Origin of the sequence: Methylomonas fluvii (genome assembly GCF_014850975.1) — a bacterium.
Lineage (GTDB): Bacteria > Pseudomonadota > Gammaproteobacteria > Methylococcales > Methylomonadaceae > Methylomonas > Methylomonas fluvii.
The window spans coordinates 1462752-1481539 of the sequence record NZ_JACXST010000002.1 but is presented as its reverse complement, the minus strand read 5'-3'; the positions used below and the strand labels follow the sequence as shown (position 1 = coordinate 1481539).

Below are 18788 nucleotides of genomic sequence, written 5' to 3'. Positions count from 1 at the left end.
TATTCTAAATGAAAGCAAATGGTGTTGTGGACACAGTTTTTCAGACCTTGTTGATTGTTCCGGCGCGTAGCGGGTCTAAAGGTGTCGCCGACAAAAACATTAAGATACTCGTCGGTAAGCCATTGTTACAGTGGACTACCGATGCGATAGCGCGCGCGGGATTGGCCAATGTATTGCCATTATTGTCAACCGATAGCCCTGCTTATGGGGAGCTTGGGCTCAAGCTTGGGCTTACTGTGCCTTTTTTGCGGCCTGCAGACTGTGCCGGAGATACTGCTACTGCGTTGCAGGTGATCCAGCATGCTTTGCAATGGTTTTGTGGGGAACATGGTTATTTACCCCAGCAAACCATGTGGTTGCAACCCACTTCCCCATTTCGTTCCCCGACTATAATTCATCAAGCTATAGCCATTTTGAAGTCTGAAAGTGCCGATGCAGTGATTGGGTGTAAAGAAATTCACCGTAACTTAACCACCTTGTTTCGCTGTGATGAAGGATTTTTGTCGCCATTGGATAAAATCAAATCTACCCAGGCTGCTCGTCAGCAGAGCCAGCCATTGCTGACACCGAATGGAGCGATGTACTTATGCAAGACCGATTATTTGCTGGAACACAAATCGTTTTACCCGCCAAAAACGGTGCCACTGGTGATGAATGCGATCCAAAGTCTGGACATAGATACCGAAGAAGATTGGGCCATTGCTGAGGCGTACATTAAACAAGGACTGGTATGAATAAAGTTTTAGTCACCGGCGCGGACGGTTTTATCGGCTCGCATCTGGTGGAAATGTTGGTAGCGCGTGGCTTCCAGGTGCGGGCGCTGGCGCAGTACAACTCCTTCAATGACTGGGGTTGGCTGGAGGAGGCGGCCTGTAAAAATCAGATTGAGGTGATCTGCGGCGATGTCCGTGATCCGCAGTTTTGCCGGCTTGCGAGTCGTGACTGCGATACGGTGTTTCATCTGGCAGCGCTGATCGCGATTCCGTATTCTTATCAGGCGCCGGATAGCTATGTCGATACCAACATTCGCGGCACTTTAAATATTTGTCAGGCGGCGAGGGACAATGGTGTGAAACGTCTGATTCATACCTCCACCAGCGAGGTTTATGGCACAGCGCAATACGTGCCTATCGACGAAAAGCATCCGCTGCAACCGCAGTCGCCCTACAGTGCTTCGAAAATTGCCGCCGATGCGATGGCGATGAGTTTTTTCAATGCCTTTAATCTGCCTGTTACCATCGCCAGGCCCTTCAATACCTACGGCCCTCGGCAATCGGCACGGGCAGTGATTCCGACCATCATCACGCAGATTGCCACCGGTAAAAAACAGATTCAACTGGGCGACGTTTCGCCGACCCGGGATTTCAATTATGTGGAAGATACCTGCCGGGGTTTTATCGCCCTGGCCGAAGCGGAGCAAGCCATCGGCGAAACCGTGAATATCGGTTCTAACTTTGAAATTTCTGTCGGCGACACGCTAAACCTGATTAAAAACATCATGGCTAGCGATGTGGAGTTTTTGGTGGACGAGCAACGGCTGCGGCCGGAGAAGTCCGAAGTAAACCGCTTGTGGTGCGATAACAGCAAGATCAAGGCGTTGACCGGTTTTGCGCCGGAAGTGACTTTAGAGGAAGGTCTGTGCCGAACCGTGGCCTGGTTTACCGAGCCGGATAATCTGAAACGATACAAAGCGGATATTTACAATGTTTGACGGCTTTATCCGCTTGGTCCGGGAAATCTATCAAACCGAACAATTCATCCCCTTGCACGAACCGCGCTTTGCCGGCAACGAAAAGCAGTATTTGCTGGATGTGATCGACAGTACTTTCGTGTCCAGTGTCGGGCCTTATGTCAGCCAATTTGAAACCAAAATCGCTGAATACACGGGGGCCAAACACGCGATAGCGACCGTCAACGGCACCGCTGCGTTACATATTGCCCTGTTGCTGGCTGGCGTTCAGCCCGGCGAAGAAGTGATTACTCAAGCTGTGACTTTTGTCGCCACCTGCAATGCGATTCATTACTGCGGCGCAGAGCCGGTGTTTGTGGACGTTGATGCATCGACGCTGGGTTTGTCGCCGGCAGCTTTGGCTGGATTTTTAGAGCAATTTTGCGAGCACCGAGACGATGGCGTTTACAACAAAACCAGCGGTAAGCGCATTGCCGCCTGTCTGCCGATGCATACCTTCGGCCATCCCTGCGATCTGGCTGGGTTGATTCGCGTATGCGACGGCTATGGGATACCGTTGGTGGAAGACGCGGCGGAAGCGTTGGGTAGCCGGCTCAATGGCCGGCATTGCGGCACTTTCGGCAAACTTGGCGTGCTCAGCTTCAACGGCAACAAAATCATCACCACCGGCGGCGGCGGCATGATTTTGACCGACGACGCGGATCTGGCGCGCCGGGCTAAGCATTTGACGACCACGGCCAAACTGCCGCATGCCTGGAAATTCGAACACGACCAAGTTGGCTACAACTACCGAATGCCGAATTTGAATGCCGCCTTGGGCTTGGCGCAGCTTGAGCAACTGCCTGATTTTGTCGAGCGTAAACGCGCATTGGCGCGACGCTATCTTGATTGGGCGCAAGCCAGCGGCGCGCACTTCGTCGAAGAACCTGCCGGAACTCATGCCAATTACTGGCTCAACGCCTTGTTGCTCGATGACCTGACGCAGCGCGACACCTTTCTGGAATTTAGCAATACGCGCGGTGTGATGACTCGGCCGCTGTGGGAGCTGATGTCTGATTTGCCGATGTACAAACATTGTCAACGGGATGGCTTGCGGCAATCGCGCCAACTGGCTGAGCGGCTGGTCAACGTGCCCAGTAGCGTGGTTTCGTGATGAATGGCGTGCCGCGCAAAATTTGCGTTGTCACCGGTTCCAGAGCCGAATACGGTCTGCTGTATTGGCTACTGAAGGAAATTCAAGCGGACCCGGACCTGGACTTACAGTTGGTTGTGACCGGCATGCACTTGTCGCCGGAGTTCGGTTTGACCTGGCAGCAAATTGCCGCTGACGGCTTCACGATCAATCGCAAGGTGGAAATGCTGCTATCGTCGGATACGCCGGTGGGCATCAGCAAGGCCATGGGCTTGGGCTTGATCGGTTTCGCTGATGCCTTAGACGATTTACAACCGGACATCGTCGTTGTGCTGGGTGATCGCTTCGAAATATTCGCGGCGGCGCAGGCTGCAATGAACTTGCGCCTCCCCATCGCGCATATCCACGGCGGCGAACTGACCGAAGGCGCGGTGGATGATGCCATTCGTCATGCCATCACTAAAATGGCTCACCTGCATTTCACGTCAACTGAGATCTACCGGCAGCGGGTGATTCAACTCGGTGAGCAGCCGGATCGCGTGTTCAACGTTGGCGCACCGGGACTGGACAGCGTTTATAAGTTGCCATTGCTGGATAAATCTGAGCTTGAACAAGCGCTGGATTTCAAGTTTGGGACACGCAACCTGTTGGTGACTTTTCATCCGGTGACGTTGGAAGCGGCGACGGCGGCTGAGCAGTTTGCCCAGCTGCTGCGGGCTTTGGATGAGTTTGACGGTGTGCATATCATATTCACCCATGCCAACGCTGATGCCGACGGCAGGGTGATCGCCAGCATGATAGAGGATTATCGACAACGCCATTCCCGCCGAGTAGCCAGCTTTAAATCCATGGGTTCTCTGCGTTATTTGTCGACCCTGAAGTTGGTCGATGCTGTCGTCGGCAATTCGTCCAGTGGGATTATAGAAGCGCCGGCTTTTCATGTCGCCACCGTGAATATCGGTGATCGCCAGCGTGGAAGAATTTGTGCGGATAGCGTATTGCATTGCCAGCCGCAGGCCGATGCGATCCGGGCTGCCTTGCTCACGGTATTTTCCGGGGTGTTTACCGACACTTTGGCGCAGGTTGAAAATCCCTACGGTCGAGGTGGCGCATCGCTGAAGATCAAAGATTTACTGAAGCAGACGTCGATGAATGGGCTGCTTAAGAAGCGTTTTTTCGATTTAGAGGTGCTTGAATGAGTGTGTTCATCATTGCTGAAGCGGGTGTCAACCATAACGGCAGCTTGCAAACCGCGATGCAGTTGGTCGATGCCGCAGTCGCGGCGGGTGCCGACGCGGTGAAGTTTCAGACCTTTAAAGCCGAGAAATTGGTCACCCAGTCTGCCAGTAAGGCCGACTATCAAAAACACACGACAGGCGCCGCCGAAAGCCAATTGGATATGTTGCGCAAGCTGGAGTTGAAATACGAGTTTCATTTTCAGTTACGTGACTATTGCCAAAGCCTAGGTATCGAGTTTCTTTCGACCGCATTTGATTTCGATAGTCTGGCATTTTTGGTGGACGAACTTGGTCTATGCAAACTGAAAATTCCGTCGGGTGAGATTACCAACGGGCCTTTTTTACTGGCCCATGCCCAAACTGGCAAGGACATCATTGTCTCCACCGGCATGGCTACGCTAGGTGAGGTGGAAGCCGCGTTGGGGGTTTTGGCGTTTGGCTTGTTGGGTGGGGAGCAACCGTCTTTGGCGGCATTTCAGCAAGCCTATAGTTCGGAAACCGGGCAAGCGGTTTTACATGAAAAAGTCACCTTGCTGCATTGCACCAGCGAATACCCGACGCCGATGAAGGATGTGAATTTGCGGGCGATGGACGTGTTGCAGCAGGCTTTTTGCCTGCCGGTCGGTTATTCGGATCACACCGAAGGGCTGGTCGTGCCGATTGCCGCTGTGGCGCGGGGGGCAATATTGATAGAAAAACATTTCACCTTGGATCGCAGTCAAAAAGGTCCGGATCACCAAGTGTCACTGGAGCCCGCTGAATTAAAGCAAATGGTACGGGATATTCGCGCCGTCGAACAGGCGCTGGGCCGTCCCGGCAAGACGCCGCAAGCAGTGGAATTACAAAATCGCACGGTTGCGCGTAAAAGTTTGATGGCTGCGGCTGCTATAAACGCCGGCGACAAATTTAGCGCCGAAAATTTGACAAGCAAGCGGCCTGGAACCGGCCTGAGTCCGATGGAATATTGGCGATTGCTTGGCCAAGCCAGTCGTCGTGGTTATGACGTGGATGACTTGATCGAATGAGTAAGCCGGTCATTTTGCTGGGAAGCGGCGGACATGCGCGGGTGCTGCTCGACATGTTACGGCGGTTGGATATTGAAATACTGGGCATCACCGATCCTCACCGACTGCCCGGCGGCGAGCATTTCGGGGTCAGGGTGCTGGGCGATGACTCGGTAATACGCGCTTATGCAGCGGATGGTGTCGCGTTAGTCAATGGCATCGGCTCTCTGCCAGGCGATGCCGGTTTGCGCGCGAACTTGTATCAACGATGTGTGGTGCAAGGTTATCGGTTTCACACGGTGGTTGATCCTCGCGCGTTTGCGGCGGGCGATGTGCAACTGGCTGAGGGCGTGCAGGTCATGGCGGGTGTCATTATTCAGGCGGGCACAGAAATTGCTGAAAACTGCATAGTTAATAGCGGGGCGATTGTCGAGCACGATTGTCGCATTGGCCGCGATGTGCACATCGCGCCCGGTGCGGTGCTGAGTGGTGGGGTGGAATTGGGCGATAAGGTGCACATCGGCACTGGTGCCACCATCATTCAAGGCATACGTATCGGTTCCGGCAGTGTGGTTGGTGCGGGCAGCGTGGTGACGCGCGATGTCGGTTGCAAGCAGATTGTCTATCCGCCGCGTTCGCACATACAGGATTTGCAACAGGATTGATAAATGAAACAGCATTGGCAGCAGGTATTGATTCGTCCGGAAGCGACGTTGCGAGCGACCATCGAGGTGATTGATCGAGCCGCATTGCAGATTGCTTTGGTCGTGGACGACCAAGAAAAATTGCTGGGTGTGGTGACGGATGGTGATATTCGCCGGGCTTTGATCCGTGGGTTGTCTTTGGATCACCCGGTTTTTGAGGTGATGAATAAGCGGCCGAAAGTTGCCGCATTAAATGACAGCAAGACCCAGTTGATCGCCGTGATGGAAGGTCATCATCTCTACCAATTGCCGGTTGTCGATGAACAAGGCAGGGTGGTGCGGCTGGAGTCGCTGCAGGCGCTGTATAAGCAGCCGGCATTCCCCAATCCGGTGTTTTTGATGGCGGGTGGATTCGGTACGCGTTTGCGGCCCTATACGGACGAATGCCCCAAGCCGCTGTTAGAAATCGGCGGCAAGCCGATTCTGGAGACCATCATTGAGAATTTTGTTAAGTCAGGATTTAGACAATTTTATATAGCTGTGCATTACCGAGCGCAGCAAATCAAAGACTACTTTGGTGATGGCGGGCGTTGGGGAATTAAAATCGACTATATCGATGAGACCGAACCAATGGGCACTGCCGGTGCAATCGGTTTAATGCCGGACAATTTGCCGGATGTACCCTTGATTGTGATGAACGGCGATATTCTGACCCAGATCGACTTTTCCAGGCTGTTGGCGTATCACAACGAACAACAAGCGATTGCTACCTTGTGCGTACGCCAATACGAGTATCAAATTCCCTACGGTGTCGTGAGATTGGAGCAGCAGAGAGTCATCGGCATTGAAGAAAAGCCCGTGCAAAGCTGCTTGGCCAACGCGGGAATTTATGTGCTGGATCACAGTTTGATCAACAGCATCGCAAAGCAGAAAAAGCTGGATATGCCGACCTTATTCAATCAACAAGTGGCTGCAGGCGAGATAGTCTCTATGTTTCCGGTCAATGACTATTGGTTGGACATAGGGCGCGAAGCCGATTTTCTAAGAGCACAGGGCGAATTCGCCCAATATTTCTGAATTAGAGGGTTAAAGTTCTCCAAATCCGGGCCGATACATCATTCGAGTTTGAAACAAATCTTTTTAATTCAACACAACACAAAATCTTCGAAGCGCTGAACGTTCTCGAAATTTGGAGGGTAACATCATGGCAATGGTAATCAACACAAACGTCGGATCGTTGAACAGTCAACGTTTTTTGAATAAAACCAACGATTCACTGGCGACATCAATGGAGCGCTTGTCTTCTGGTTTGCGGATTAACTCTGCAAAAGACGACGCGGCAGGTTTAGCCATCAGCGATAAAATGACATCGCAAATTCGCGGTATGACCGTAGCAGTGAGAAACGCCAACGACGGTATTTCGATGGCGCAAACAGCTGAATCCGGTATGGGAGCTATTACCGATACGTTGCAACGTATGCGTGACCTTGCGGTTCAAGCGGCCAACAGGGCGGCGGTAAGTGGTTCCGACCGGGACAAACTGCAAACCGAATTTAAACAGCTGGGTCTTGAGATCAAAAGGATTATTCAGAACACCGAATTTAACGGTAAAAAAATCTTGAACGGCTCATTGGCGGGTGCTAACTTCCAAGTAGGTGCCAATACCACGACAGACAACCAAGTTTCTGTTACTGTTTCGAACTTGGAAAAAGTTAACAGTCTTAGTGCCTTGTTTGGCGCTGCGGGATATTCGATCGGTTCGGGTGCGGCTTCCGCCAAAGTTAGATCGGCAATTTCAGCTATTGATAGTGCGATCAAAAAGATCGATACTTTCAGGTCAACTTTGGGTGCTATTCAAAACAGGTTCACTACTACTGTAGCCAACCTGCAGTCTTCGATAGAAAACCAAAGCGCCGCTAGATCCCGTATCTTGGATACCGATTTTGCCACAGAGACATCCAATTTGAGCAAAACGCAAATATTGCAACAAGCCGGTACAGCGATGCTGGCTCAGGCTAATCAGTCCGGTCAATCCGTGTTGAGTTTGCTAAGGTAGTTTTGATAGGGGGTTACGGTCCGTAACCCCCCGTTTAATACGAAAAGCATAAGGTGAATGTCATGAACAGTGAGATTTCAAATGTATTAAAGCTATCTCCCGTGACTGTTGCTAAAGCTGATAAGCAAACGGATGAAAAATCATTTGCGGGAGCCAGGGTCGATGCTGAAAAGCGTAACCCTGGTATTTCCGCGTTGCAAAATGACTCGACTGTGTCCTCTGCAGTTTCGAACCAAGATCAGGACAAACAGAACGAAGTTAAGCCTTCTTTCGATTCGGTAAAAAAAGCGGCGGATAAGGGAAATTCGTTGCTTCAATCGGTTAACCGTAATCTCCAATTCAAAGTAGATGATTCAACCAAGGAGTTAGTGGTGAAAGTCGTTGATAGTGAAACCGGTGATGTCGTGCGGCAAATTCCGTCTGAAGAAATGCTGGCGTTTATCAGAAGAATGCAGGAGTTGGATGGCCAACAAGGCTCTATGATTCAGGATCGTGCTTAGTAAGTGAGTCGGATGAGGAGAGTGTCATGAGCATAGTTTCGTCGACGGGTATTGGTAGCGGTATCGATATTGGCACCCTGGTGACGCAATTGGTGACAGCTGAAGGTCAGCCGGCACTGAATGCGATACAGCGGCAACAAGACACAACGAATACGCGCTTGAGTGGGTTGGGGACCTTGAAAAGCGCGTTGTCCGATTTTCAGGCGGTCGTAAGTAAACTTAAAGATGCGAATCTGTTTAAAACGCATAAAGCCGCATCTGCCGACGAATCTATCCTAAAAGTCGTGGCGGGCGCAGGATCGGTAGCGGGGTCTTATGCCGTGGAAGTCACCCAGTTGGCAAAGGCGCAAAAATCTATTTCGGGTGAGTTTGCCAACTCAGCTGCCACCATTGGGACTGGGTCTTTGACTATCGCAACCACCGCAGGAGCTTCGTTCAACGTGACGGTCGCTTCGGGTAATAACACGTTGTTGGGGATTAGGGATGCTATCAACAACGCTTCCGGCAATACCTCCGTTACCGCAAGTATCGTTAACGTCGATAACTCGACTGGCACCGGTACGATTTCCAAGTTAGTCCTAACAGCCAAAAACTCAGGACTCGCCAACGCATTTACTGTGACAGGTAGCGATGACGATGGTAACAACGCCGATACGTCAGGATTGTCACAAATTTTTTCTTCTAATTTGAGTGCTCAGACAGCGGCTACCGACGCCATTATCAAAGTCGATGGTCAAACCGCGACGCGAAGCACCAATTCCATAACCGATGTCATTCAAGGTCTGACCCTAGATTTGAAATCTGCTCAAGTGGGTACCAAAGTAAACGTCGATGTTAGTTTGGACAATGAGGCTGTCAATAAAACGCTGACAAGTTTCGTAACTGCGTACAACAAGTTACATACCACTTCCAAAGATTTGGGCAAATATGGTGGAGGTACTGGCGGTAGCAGTTCCGGAAATGGTGCGTTAATCGGCGATGCTACCCTGCGTTACGTGACTTCTCAAGTCAGGCAGGATTCGGCAAATCCGGTTTCTTCAGCAACCGGCAGCTATAACTCGCTAGCCATGATCGGCATAAAAATAGATAAAGATGGCGTGATGTCATTGGATAGCACGCAGCTTAACACCGCATTGAGTGCCAGTTTACAATCTGTAAGTGACGTGTTTTCGTCGGCTGATGGCGTAGCGACTCGGCTTTATTCAAAATTGGATAACGTATTGCAATCAGGTGGGCCGTTGGATAGTCAGCAAACATCGCTGAAAAAACAATTGTCAGCCTTGGATAGCCGTAAAGCCGACGTGCAGGTGAGGCTGGATAATTTGCAAAAGACTTTGCAAAAGCAATTCACTGCCATGGACGTCAATGTAGGTAAATTTAAGTCAACCGGTTCTTTTCTAAGTAACTGGATCAGCAAATTGTAATGAAGAGGTTTTCCCATGTACGTTGATGCTCATAGAAAAGGCGCTAGACAATACGCTGAGGTTCATACCTCCAGCAATTTTGGCGAGGAATCTCCCCATCGGCTGATTCAAATGTTGATGGAAGGGTTTTTGGCTCGAATCAATTCTGCTAAAGGTGCAATTACTCACGGGGATATGGAAGCGAAAAGTATCTATATATCTAAAGCAATTGGCATAGTCGGTGGTCTGAACGAGGTGCTGGACTTAGAGCAGGGTGGCGAAATTGCTGTCAATCTCCGCCAATTGTACGATTACATCAACTTTCGGCTGTTACAGGCAAGCAGTGAAAACAGCGAAGACATACTAAATGAGGTAACTGTGTTGATGAAAGATGTTAAAGAAGCCTGGGATGCGATTGCCTGATGTCTCTCGATTTCCCGGATCCTAATTTCTTGGAGTGGCGACAGCAGTTACAAGGTTTTGCCGACAATATCCAAGAGTGCATACTAAAGGCGGAATGGGAGAATCTGGCTGATATATTGGATAAAAGGCAAGTTTGTTTAGAACAGTTTTTTGCGGGCGTAGCGTCCTTGCCAGAGCATAAAAAACTACTTATCAAGCAAGTAGCTCAGTTGATGCTTGAGCAGGATGCGGTTTTTATTTCTTATATCGAAGAGCAAAAGTCGCTCTCGGCCGCCCAGCAATCGGTCTTGGATCGCGGTCGCAAGGCAATGCAGGCTTATAATAGTTACTAAGCCATCTGATTCAGCCCCATCCTCGTTCTTTCCAGATCATTCCGTTACAACACGCTGTTCAGCGTATCGATATATCCCTTCAATTCTTGATTGTGGTCTTGGCGGCAATGAAATGCCGCTCCCCTTTGTCTTCTTCTTAGATCCTCATTTGCTGTCTGATTTCAGCTTACAGCTTTCCTCGTCGTTTTTTAAGCCTTTCGTGTCTTGAATTAACGATTCTCAAAATATGTAAAAAATCATGCATATTATTGATTTAATTCGATATTTTTTGCTTTTATTGAGGATGTTCGGCATGTGGTTGTTCTAGGTAACGGATTTCGGATGGGCGAGTCAAAAAAATGTCGTTCTAATTGTCTTAAGGCGGGTAAATTGGCGAAACGGCCTTTGATCTGGGGTGTTTCAGCCATGTTTGAAGATATTAATAGCATTTTATTTTTTTAATTATTGAATTTAAAAGGGATTTTTATATATTGGCATGAAAAGTGATTGATGTTTAGTGGCGGCAATAATGCCTATTCCATTTAGTATCAACCGGGAGAACGATCATGCCATCATCAATGGTCATCAATACAAACATCGCGTCACTGAATAGTCAGAAGTTTCTGACGCGGACTAACGATAGTCTGCAAATGTCTATGGAGCGCTTATCATCAGGTCTCAGAGTCAACAGTGCTAAAGACGATGCCGCCGGTTTGGCGATTGCCGACCGGATGACGTCGCAAATTCGCGGTATGACTGTTGCCATGCGGAATGCCAACGACGGTATCTCCATGGCGCAAACAGCGGAAGCTGGGATGGGTACAATAACTGAGACATTGCAACGGATGCGTGACTTGGCTGTGCAAGCCGCTAACAGGGCCGCTGTAAGTGGTAGTGACAGAGATAAACTACAGACTGAATTCAGGCAATTGGGGTCTGAAGTGAAAAGGATTATTCAAAATACCGAATTCAACGGGAAAAAAATCTTAAACGGCTCGTTAATAGGTGCGAATTTTCAAGTGGGTGCGAATACTGCAGCAGACAACCAAGTTTCTGTTACGGTTTCAGACTTGATAAAAGTTACAAGTCTAAGCGCACTTTTTGGTGCGGCTGGTTACTCTATTGGATCTGGAGCAGCTTCTGCTAAAGTACGGTCAGCAATATCTGCTATTGATACCGCCATAAAACGGATAGATACGTTCCGCTCGAATTTAGGTGCGATACAAAATCGATTTATGACCACTATCTCTAACTTACAGTCTTCCATTGAAAATCAAAGCTCGGCGCGTTCGCGGATTATGGATGCCGATTTCGCTGCCGAAACAGCAAATTTAAGCCGCAGTCAGATTCTGCAGCAGGCGGGTACAGCGATGTTGGCTCAGGCTAATCAAGTAACCCAAGGCGTATTGCAGCTATTGAAATAAAAGCAGCCGCAGTATTTAGTCTGAATTCACGGTGCATTTGAATATAGGAATGCTAAGCTGATGCGTAGCTAGCGAGATTCCGTAAACTTTAGTCAAGAAGTAGCAAATGGTTGATGAACTTGATCAGGTGAGACAATATGATTTAGGGCCAATACGCGTAAACAACTTTGGTGAAAAATATTTTTTCAACGTAAATAGAAACAGCTTCGATAAAGTTAGTGCTGAAGCGTTGTTTGATGCGAAGTTTGGTAAGGATCTGTTTGCTGAAGATACGCTTAATGTGGTTATCGGCACGGATTCCGGGTTACTGCCAAAATACTTGCAAACTAAGTTTTTACCTAAGGGTACGCGCTATATCTTCGTTGAACCGGAAGGCGTGTTACAGGGGTTAAAATGCAACCAATTGCTTGATGGATTGGATGAGAGAATTCTGTGTATCAGTTTGGAACAATGGCCGGAGGCTATTAAAAGTTTCAAAATAAACGATTATCTATATATCAACGCAGTACGATCCTACAACGCAATTTGTGCGCAAGACGATTATATAGAGGAGTATGCAGAGTTAAGTTGGCATGTCACGGAAGTACTGTCGCAACTGTATTGGCAAATTAGTGTCGAGCTGGGTAGCGAGGCGTTTATTGCCAGACAGATTATTAACTTAGCCGATAACCAAAGGCCGGCAAAATTGCTTGAAAAGGCCTTTGTCGATAAGACGGTGTTAATCTTGGCGGGTGGTCCCTCGCTTGACGAGGTTTTGCCATGGCTTAGATTGCATCGCAACGAAGTTGTGGTTTTTGCTGTTTCCAGAATTTCTCGCCAGTTATTACAAGCCAATGTCGAGCCGGATTTTGTGTTTTCGGTGGATCCGACTGATCTGAGCTTTGATATTAGCAAGGAAATGCTCGAGTTCAGCAGCAAGCCTATTTTTGTATATTCCTACCACACCGTCCCAACATTAGTTAATCAATGGCATGGCCTTGGGCTTTATCTTGGTCCGCGACTGCCTTGGCCGTCACCACTAAACGTAGCGAATATTGGCAGTGCTGGGCCCACCGTGACCAATACAGCGTTGAGCGTGGCCTATCATTTTGGCTTCAAAAGAATGGTGCTCGCCGGCGTAGACTTGTGCTTTACCAAGGAAGGCTTTACTCACGCCACCGGTAGCGACGAGCAACTGGCCGGGCCACGCTTTAATTTGACATCGTTGCAAGTAGAGACAAATGCCGGATTTATGGCGCCTACTAGTTGTGACTTTGCCCAAGCCATTCTCTCGCTGAATTTCCAGGCGAAACAGTTGTCGGGCATGGGATGTCGGATTTTCAATATTTCCGGCGGTTCTGCCAAGGTCGACAATATCGAGTATTCACCCATATCCGAAATCGAATTTGGGGATGGCTCCATTAATGTGGCTGAAATCGTAGTCGAGCGGGTTAGCGAATCCACCGAACATAGTAAATATCATAAACAAATTCTTGATGAATTGGGGCGTGCCCAATTTCAGATCAAAGGAATTGCCCGTCTGGCGGAGAATGCGCGCCGTGTCAATGACGAGATGTATAGTGCTGATGGAGTCATTGAAAACTATAAGGATAAAAAAAGACTGGATCAGATCGAGAAGAAGTTTAAGCGAGAACATAGGCATTACAGCAAGTTGGTGAAAAGCTTTGGTATCAGAAGTTTTATCAAGTTGACTAAGGCATTTAACGATGAAGCATGGAGTGCTGAAGAAGCCAAGCAACTTGGCAATGTTTTCTATGACGCCTATCAGGAAGGCGCGGCGAAATTGATGTGTTTGTTGGATGACGCTGTCGAAAGAGTTAAGGCTAGGCAGCAGGAATATGCGGATGTACCGAATTTTGGTTTGGTAATAGAGCAATATCAAAAAGACAGAAGTTTTGGGCGCGTAAGATTGTGGAAGACTGCTGCCGCTGAGGTGCCGTTAGATGTTCAGGCTCAATTTGCCGATTTTGAAAAACGCTTCTTAGATATTGTGCATGATAAAAATACTCGGCATTTTGCCAAGGCCAAAAGCCAGGGAAATCTTTCAAGTCTGAAGCAAAGGGCTGGCTTGTTATTCAAGCATAAAAAAATCGAAGAATTGAGTGATTTGCTGGTCAGTTTGAGTAAACATCAGGATCAGCAGGCGGTTGAGCCGTATCGCAATCTGATTACTGGCTACTTGGCCGAATTGCAACACGCATCGGCTCAGGCTCTGGATGCTTATCGACAAATTGTTGACGGTGGTGGTGTGTTGGTCGAGCAGGCCCTGATTAGAATTGCAGATATCGGTATCGATAGCGATGACGCTCATACCGCCAATTTAGCGTTACAGTGTTTGTCGCAATTGAATCCCTTCTACTTGCCCTTGTATGCGGAAATGCAAAGGCTGCATGGCGATGTGATGGTCGCGATAGACGCCTACAATAATTACATCGGCCAATTTCCCAGCGATACGTTGGCGCAAATAAAATTGGCTAACTTGTATACGGAGCAAGGAATCTATGATGCGGCTATCATGATGCTGGATTACATTTTGACTCAAAAACCTGGTCTTGAAGTTGCCGTGACCATGAAGGCTGCGTTGGTTTCCGCTGGATTTTAGCTGCGGATATGGTGTCTCGTAGTCTTGCGCTATGATTTTAAAGGGTCAAACTTTTTTCAATATCAATTCCAAAACCAATTTACTGCCGAAATAGGCTAGTAGTAATGAAGTAAAGCCTATGAGGGTCCACTGAATTGCGCTTTGTCCGCGCCAGCCATAGCGAATCCTGCCGAACAGTAGTGCGGAAAAAATTATCCAGGCCAGAATCGATAGTACGGTTTTATGAACCAAATGCTGCGCAAATAAATCCTCGACGAAAAAGAAGCCGGTGACCAAGGAGGCGGTCAAAAACAGTAATCCCGTTGCAATCATTTGAAATAACAGTGATTCCATCGCCTGTAAAGGTGGTAAAGCCAACATAAAGCGTTTGGGGTGGCGATGGCGTAATTGTTGATCTTGAACGGCCAATAAAATGGCTTGTAAGGCAGCGATATTTAATAGGCTGAATGCCAATATCGATGTCAGTATGTGAGTGCTCATCTGCCAATTGTGGTTCACAAGCAGGCGCGGCGTAGCTGGGTAATGAATATCTAAAGCCAGCATTGCTGCTGCGACAGGAAAAATCAACACGCCAAGTTTTGCCACTGGTTTGTCCAGCGAGGCAATTAACAGCAGAAGGCAAATAACCAAGCCTGCCAGCGATGCGGTACTGAAAAAACTAAAGTTGAATCCGTCATGGTGTTGTACATTCAAAACGGTGTAGGCGCTATGCAAGCCTGCGCCAAGCCAAGCTAGTTGCATGGATAGCCGGTGCTGTTTGGCGCCAAAGATTTCTTTAACGATCAATGTCGCGGCAATCGCATAGCTTAATATCGAAAATAGACCGACGGGTGTGGTGTACATGGCGATGGCAGGGGAATAATCAAAAGGTGTTGCGATACGGTTATGTTAAACTAAGCAGACCAATTGTTGTAATCCGTTTGTGTTGGCAGACATCCGCCGGAACCCTAGAAAAATAAAGACGCAGCTATGTTTGATAATTTATCTGATCGCCTCAGTGGCACACTAAAAAAAATTAAAGGCCAAGGTCGTCTGACCGAGAGCAATATCCAGGACACCATGCGCGAAGTAAGAATGGCTTTGCTGGAAGCCGATGTTGCTTTGCCGGTAGTGACCGATTTTATCGATCAAGTTACTCAGCGCGCGTTGGGTCAGGAAGTGCAAACCAGTTTGACGCCAGGCCAGGCAATGATCAAGGTGGTGCAGTCCGAACTGGTTAAAGTGATGGGTTCGGCTAACGAAGAGCTGAATCTGCGGACCAATCCGCCGGCAATCGTATTGATGGCAGGTCTTCAGGGGGCGGGTAAAACGACTACGGTGGCAAAATTAGGCCGCCATCTAAAAGAAAAGAAAAAGAAAAAAGTTGGGGTGGTGAGTGTCGACGTTTATCGTCCGGCAGCGATTAAACAATTGGAGACATTGGCTGCCGATGTTGGTTTAAAGTTTTTCGAAAGCGATGCCAGCGAAAATCCGGTCGACATTGTTAACAGAGCTATAGATGCGGCAAAGCGTCAATTTTTAGATGTGGTAATTGTCGATACCGCCGGGCGTTTGCATGTCGATGACGAGATGATGGCAGAGATCAAGGCTTTGCATGCCGCGATCAAGCCGATCGAGACCTTATTTGTGGTTGATAGCATGACGGGTCAAGATGCTGCGAACACTGCTAAGGCTTTTCATGATGCCTTGCCCTTGACCGGTGTAATTCTGACCAAGGCCGACGGCGACGCGCGTGGTGGAGCTGCGCTTTCCATTCGACATGTAACCGGTAAGCCGATTAAATTTATCGGTGTCGGCGAAAAAACCGATGCCTTAGAGCCTTTCTATCCCGATCGGTTGGCTTCGCGTATTCTCGGTATGGGCGACATGTTGTCGCTGATTGAGAATATCGAGCAAAATGTCGACAAGAAAAAGGCCGAACAATTAGCCAAAAAGCTGCAAAAAGGCAAAAGCTTCGATTTGAACGACCTCAAAGAGCAGCTTGAACAAATGCAGAATATGGGTGGACTTGGCGCTATGATGGATAAGCTGCCGGGTATGAGTGGCGTGCCCAAAGACATTAAGGATAAAGTCAACGACAAGGATTTGGCGCATCAGATTGCCGTAATCAACTCAATGACCAAGCAAGAACGGCGTTTTCCCGATCTAATTAAGGGTGGGCGTAAGCAACGTATCGCCGATGGTTGCGGCTTGGACTTGCAAGCTGTAAATCGTGTGTTGAAGCAGCATCAAATGATGGAAAAGATGATGAAAAAATTCAGCAAAGGTAATATCGCTAACATGATGCGCGGTTTGAAGAGCAATATGCGCGGCATGAGAATGTGATTGTCGTAATTTGTCCTTCACTTATTGTAAAAATCGCGTAGAATAGTTTGATTAAGTTTTTTGATTCAATGTTATTTAAGGTATCCAAATGGTAAGCATTCGTTTGTCCAGAGGCGGCGCTAAGAATCGTCCTTTCTATCATGTTGTTGTTACCGACAGCAGAAGCAGTCGCGATGGTCGTTACATTGAGCGCGTAGGTTTTTTCAATCCTTTAGCTCGCGGTGGTGAGCAAAGATTGGTATTGGATAGCGAGCGCGTCCAATACTGGAAATCCAATGGCGCGCAGCCGACTGATCGCGTCGCTAGATTGATTAAAGACGCCGATAAAGCAGCCGCTTAAGTTTAGTTTTGCCAGCAGGGGAGTTTTTGAACGTCGGCCAAGTGTCCGGCGTTTTTGGTGTAAAAGGATGGGTAAAAGTCTACTCTTTCACCGATCCCCGGGAAAATATATTGCAGTATTCGCCGTGGATTCTCCAGAAAAACAGCAGGCTACAAGAAGTTAAATTGCTTGGTGGTAGGCGTCAAGGCAACTTGGTTGTCGCAGAATTGCAAGGCATTAGCGATAGAGATAGTGCCGCTGAGTTGATGGGGGCGGATATTCTTATACGCAAGCAACAACTACCTAAAGCAGACGATGGCGAATATTACTGGGCCGATCTGATAGGGTTGGAAGTATGTAACCAACAAGGTTGCAAGCTAGGTAAGGTTGATCATCTGCTGGAGACCGGTGCTAATGACGTGCTGGTAGTAGTAGATGGCGAGGTAGAGCGCCTGATTCCGTTTTTGCAGCAGAGTACCATTTTAAAAATCGATCTTGACGATGGCATCATTATCGTCGATTGGGATCCCGACTTTTAACTCAAGGTATGCGTTTCGATGTTATCAGTCTCTTTCCTGACATGGTATCTGATGCTGCTGCTTACGGGGTAACCGGCAGAGCAATTGAGCGAGGCTTGGTTGATCTATCCGTTTGGAATCCTCGTGATTACACACACGATAAACATCGGACAGTGGATGACAGGCCTTATGGCGGCGGGCCGGGCATGGTAATGAAATGCCAACCTTTGCTCGACACGTTAGCTGCAGCCAAACAACATAATGCCTTGGCTAGCAGTAAGGTGATTTGCTTGAGTCCACAGGGGCGATTGCTTACTCAGGGGCTGTTGTTGGATGCAAGTTGCTGCGATCAATTGATTCTGGTATCCGGGCGTTATGAAGGTATAGACGAGCGATTTATCCAGCATGCTTGCGACGAGGAATGGTCGCTGGGGGATTACGTGATCAGTGGCGGCGAGTTGGCAGCCTTGATAGTAATCGACGCGGTTACCAGGTTAATTCCTGGTGTACTGGGCGACGAAGAATCTGCTAAACAAGATTCGCATTTTGATGGTTTGTTGGATTGCCCGCATTATACGCGGCCCGAGCGTAGCGATATTGGCGATGTGCCGGATGTGCTACTCGGTGGAAATCATGCCGACATCAAACGGTGGCGTATGAAGCAAGCGTTGGGACGGACTTGGATCAGGCGCCCGGATATGCTGGGAAAAGTAACATTAAGCGCAGAGCAGGACGCTTTGCTGAAAGAATTTAGAACTGAAGTTGTTTAATAGGGTGTGGTTATGAGTAAAATTATTGAAGAATTGGAAGCTGAACAGCTGAAAAAAGACGTACCGGAATTCGGACCTGGCGACACTGTCGTGGTGCAAGTTAGAGTAACTGAAGGCACTCGGGAAAGATTACAGGCTTTTGAAGGCATCGTGATTGCTAAACGTAATCGCGGTTTGAATTCAGCATTTACCGTCAGAAAAATTTCGCATGGCGTTGGTGTTGAGCGTGTTTTCCAAACCCACAGCCCATCGGTTGGCAGCATCGAAGTAAAACGTCGCGGTGACGTTCGCCGCGCTAAACTTTACTACCTGCGCGACTTGGCTGGTAAAGCCGCACGTATCAAAGAGAAACTTTCTTAATACGTTGCAATCTGGTTCGTTTATATCGAATCAGGTAATGAGAAAAGGCGGCCTGCTTAGCTGCCTTTT

Annotated in this window: 20 protein-coding genes; 19 read left to right on the top strand and 1 reads right to left on the bottom strand. The window is 48.5% G+C overall.

From position 1 onward, the window contains the following. Positions 1 to 8 precede the first annotated feature (8 nt). The 14 genes from EBB_RS16260 (at position 9) to EBB_RS16195 (ending at position 14427) form a co-directional block, all read left to right on the top strand. A complete protein-coding gene (locus EBB_RS16260) occupies positions 9 to 734 on the top strand; it encodes an acylneuraminate cytidylyltransferase family protein (RefSeq protein WP_192394783.1) in 726 nt (241 codons plus the stop codon). Continuing rightward, positions 731 to 1711 (top strand): NAD-dependent 4,6-dehydratase LegB, encoded by a 981-nt coding sequence (locus tag EBB_RS16255; protein WP_192394782.1) that lies wholly within the window; start codon positions 731 to 733, stop codon positions 1709 to 1711. Before EBB_RS16260 ends, EBB_RS16255 begins: the two co-directional genes overlap by 4 nt. Continuing rightward, positions 1704 to 2843, top strand: coding sequence for a LegC family aminotransferase (locus tag EBB_RS16250; RefSeq protein ID WP_192394781.1), 1140 nt, complete (start codon positions 1704 to 1706; stop codon positions 2841 to 2843). The genes EBB_RS16255 and EBB_RS16250 overlap by 8 nt, the downstream gene beginning before the upstream one ends. Then, a complete protein-coding gene (gene neuC, locus EBB_RS16245; RefSeq protein WP_192394780.1) occupies positions 2843 to 4021 on the top strand; it encodes a UDP-N-acetylglucosamine 2-epimerase in 1179 nt (392 codons plus the stop codon). Before EBB_RS16250 ends, neuC begins: the two co-directional genes overlap by 1 nt. Further along, positions 4018 to 5085 carry an N-acetylneuraminate synthase gene (gene neuB, locus EBB_RS16240; protein ID WP_192394779.1) on the top strand — a complete coding sequence of 356 codons (1068 nt, stop codon included), beginning with the start codon at positions 4018 to 4020 and terminating at the stop codon, positions 5083 to 5085. Before neuC ends, neuB begins: the two co-directional genes overlap by 4 nt. After that, positions 5082 to 5729 (top strand): acetyltransferase, encoded by a 648-nt coding sequence (locus tag EBB_RS16235; RefSeq protein WP_192394778.1) that lies wholly within the window; start codon positions 5082 to 5084, stop codon positions 5727 to 5729. The genes neuB and EBB_RS16235 overlap by 4 nt, the downstream gene beginning before the upstream one ends. Before the next feature lie 3 nt (positions 5730 to 5732). Continuing rightward, positions 5733 to 6785 (top strand): nucleotidyltransferase family protein, encoded by a 1053-nt coding sequence (locus EBB_RS16230; protein ID WP_192394777.1) that lies wholly within the window; start codon positions 5733 to 5735, stop codon positions 6783 to 6785. A 127-nt stretch (positions 6786 to 6912) separates the two neighbouring features. After that, positions 6913 to 7764: a flagellin domain-containing protein gene (locus tag EBB_RS16225; RefSeq protein WP_192394776.1), complete on the top strand. Its 852-nt coding sequence runs from the start codon at positions 6913 to 6915 to the stop codon at positions 7762 to 7764. A 62-nt stretch (positions 7765 to 7826) separates the two neighbouring features. Then, a complete protein-coding gene (locus tag EBB_RS16220) occupies positions 7827 to 8264 on the top strand; it encodes a flagellar protein FlaG (protein WP_192394775.1) in 438 nt (145 codons plus the stop codon). 26 nt (positions 8265 to 8290) lie between these two features. After that, entirely contained in the window at positions 8291 to 9688 is a 1398-nt protein-coding gene (gene fliD / locus EBB_RS16215) for a flagellar filament capping protein FliD (protein ID WP_192394774.1), read from the top strand. Between the two features lie 15 nt (positions 9689 to 9703). After that, entirely contained in the window at positions 9704 to 10090 is a 387-nt protein-coding gene (fliS, locus tag EBB_RS16210; RefSeq protein WP_026602079.1) for a flagellar export chaperone FliS, read from the top strand. Beyond that, the gene (locus EBB_RS16205) at positions 10090 to 10422 is read left to right on the top strand and encodes a hypothetical protein (protein WP_192394773.1); all 333 of its coding nucleotides are present in this window, start codon (positions 10090 to 10092) and stop codon (positions 10420 to 10422) included. Before fliS ends, EBB_RS16205 begins: the two co-directional genes overlap by 1 nt. A gap of 545 nt (positions 10423 to 10967) precedes the next feature. Beyond that, complete coding sequence (locus EBB_RS16200; protein WP_192394772.1) at positions 10968 to 11825, top strand: flagellin N-terminal helical domain-containing protein; 858 nt, start codon at positions 10968 to 10970, stop codon at positions 11823 to 11825. 106 nt (positions 11826 to 11931) lie between these two features. Next, positions 11932 to 14427 (top strand): 6-hydroxymethylpterin diphosphokinase MptE-like protein, encoded by a 2496-nt coding sequence (locus EBB_RS16195; protein ID WP_192394771.1) that lies wholly within the window; start codon positions 11932 to 11934, stop codon positions 14425 to 14427. Positions 14428 to 14472: 45 nt separating this feature from the next. Here the strand turns inward: EBB_RS16195 and EBB_RS16190 are convergent, their stop codons facing one another. After that, entirely contained in the window at positions 14473 to 15270 is a 798-nt protein-coding gene (locus EBB_RS16190; RefSeq protein WP_192394770.1) for a cytochrome C assembly family protein, read from the bottom strand. 126 nt (positions 15271 to 15396) lie between these two features. On the opposite strand from EBB_RS16190, the gene ffh reads away from it, so the two are divergent. The 5 genes from ffh (at position 15397) to rplS (ending at position 18719) form a co-directional block, all read left to right on the top strand. Next, a complete protein-coding gene (gene ffh, locus EBB_RS16185) occupies positions 15397 to 16752 on the top strand; it encodes a signal recognition particle protein (protein ID WP_192394769.1) in 1356 nt (451 codons plus the stop codon). An 88-nt stretch (positions 16753 to 16840) separates the two neighbouring features. Then, positions 16841 to 17092 (top strand): 30S ribosomal protein S16, encoded by a 252-nt coding sequence (gene rpsP, locus EBB_RS16180; protein WP_026602075.1) that lies wholly within the window; start codon positions 16841 to 16843, stop codon positions 17090 to 17092. 26 nt (positions 17093 to 17118) lie between these two features. Beyond that, the gene (rimM, locus tag EBB_RS16175; RefSeq protein WP_225587469.1) at positions 17119 to 17610 is read left to right on the top strand and encodes a ribosome maturation factor RimM; all 492 of its coding nucleotides are present in this window, start codon (positions 17119 to 17121) and stop codon (positions 17608 to 17610) included. Positions 17611 to 17618: 8 nt separating this feature from the next. After that, positions 17619 to 18359, top strand: a complete 741-nt coding sequence (trmD, locus tag EBB_RS16170) for a tRNA (guanosine(37)-N1)-methyltransferase TrmD (protein WP_192394767.1) — start codon at positions 17619 to 17621, stop codon at positions 18357 to 18359. Between the two features lie 12 nt (positions 18360 to 18371). Then, a complete protein-coding gene (gene rplS / locus EBB_RS16165; RefSeq protein WP_020484866.1) occupies positions 18372 to 18719 on the top strand; it encodes a 50S ribosomal protein L19 in 348 nt (115 codons plus the stop codon). The last annotated feature ends 69 nt before the right edge of the window (positions 18720 to 18788 follow it).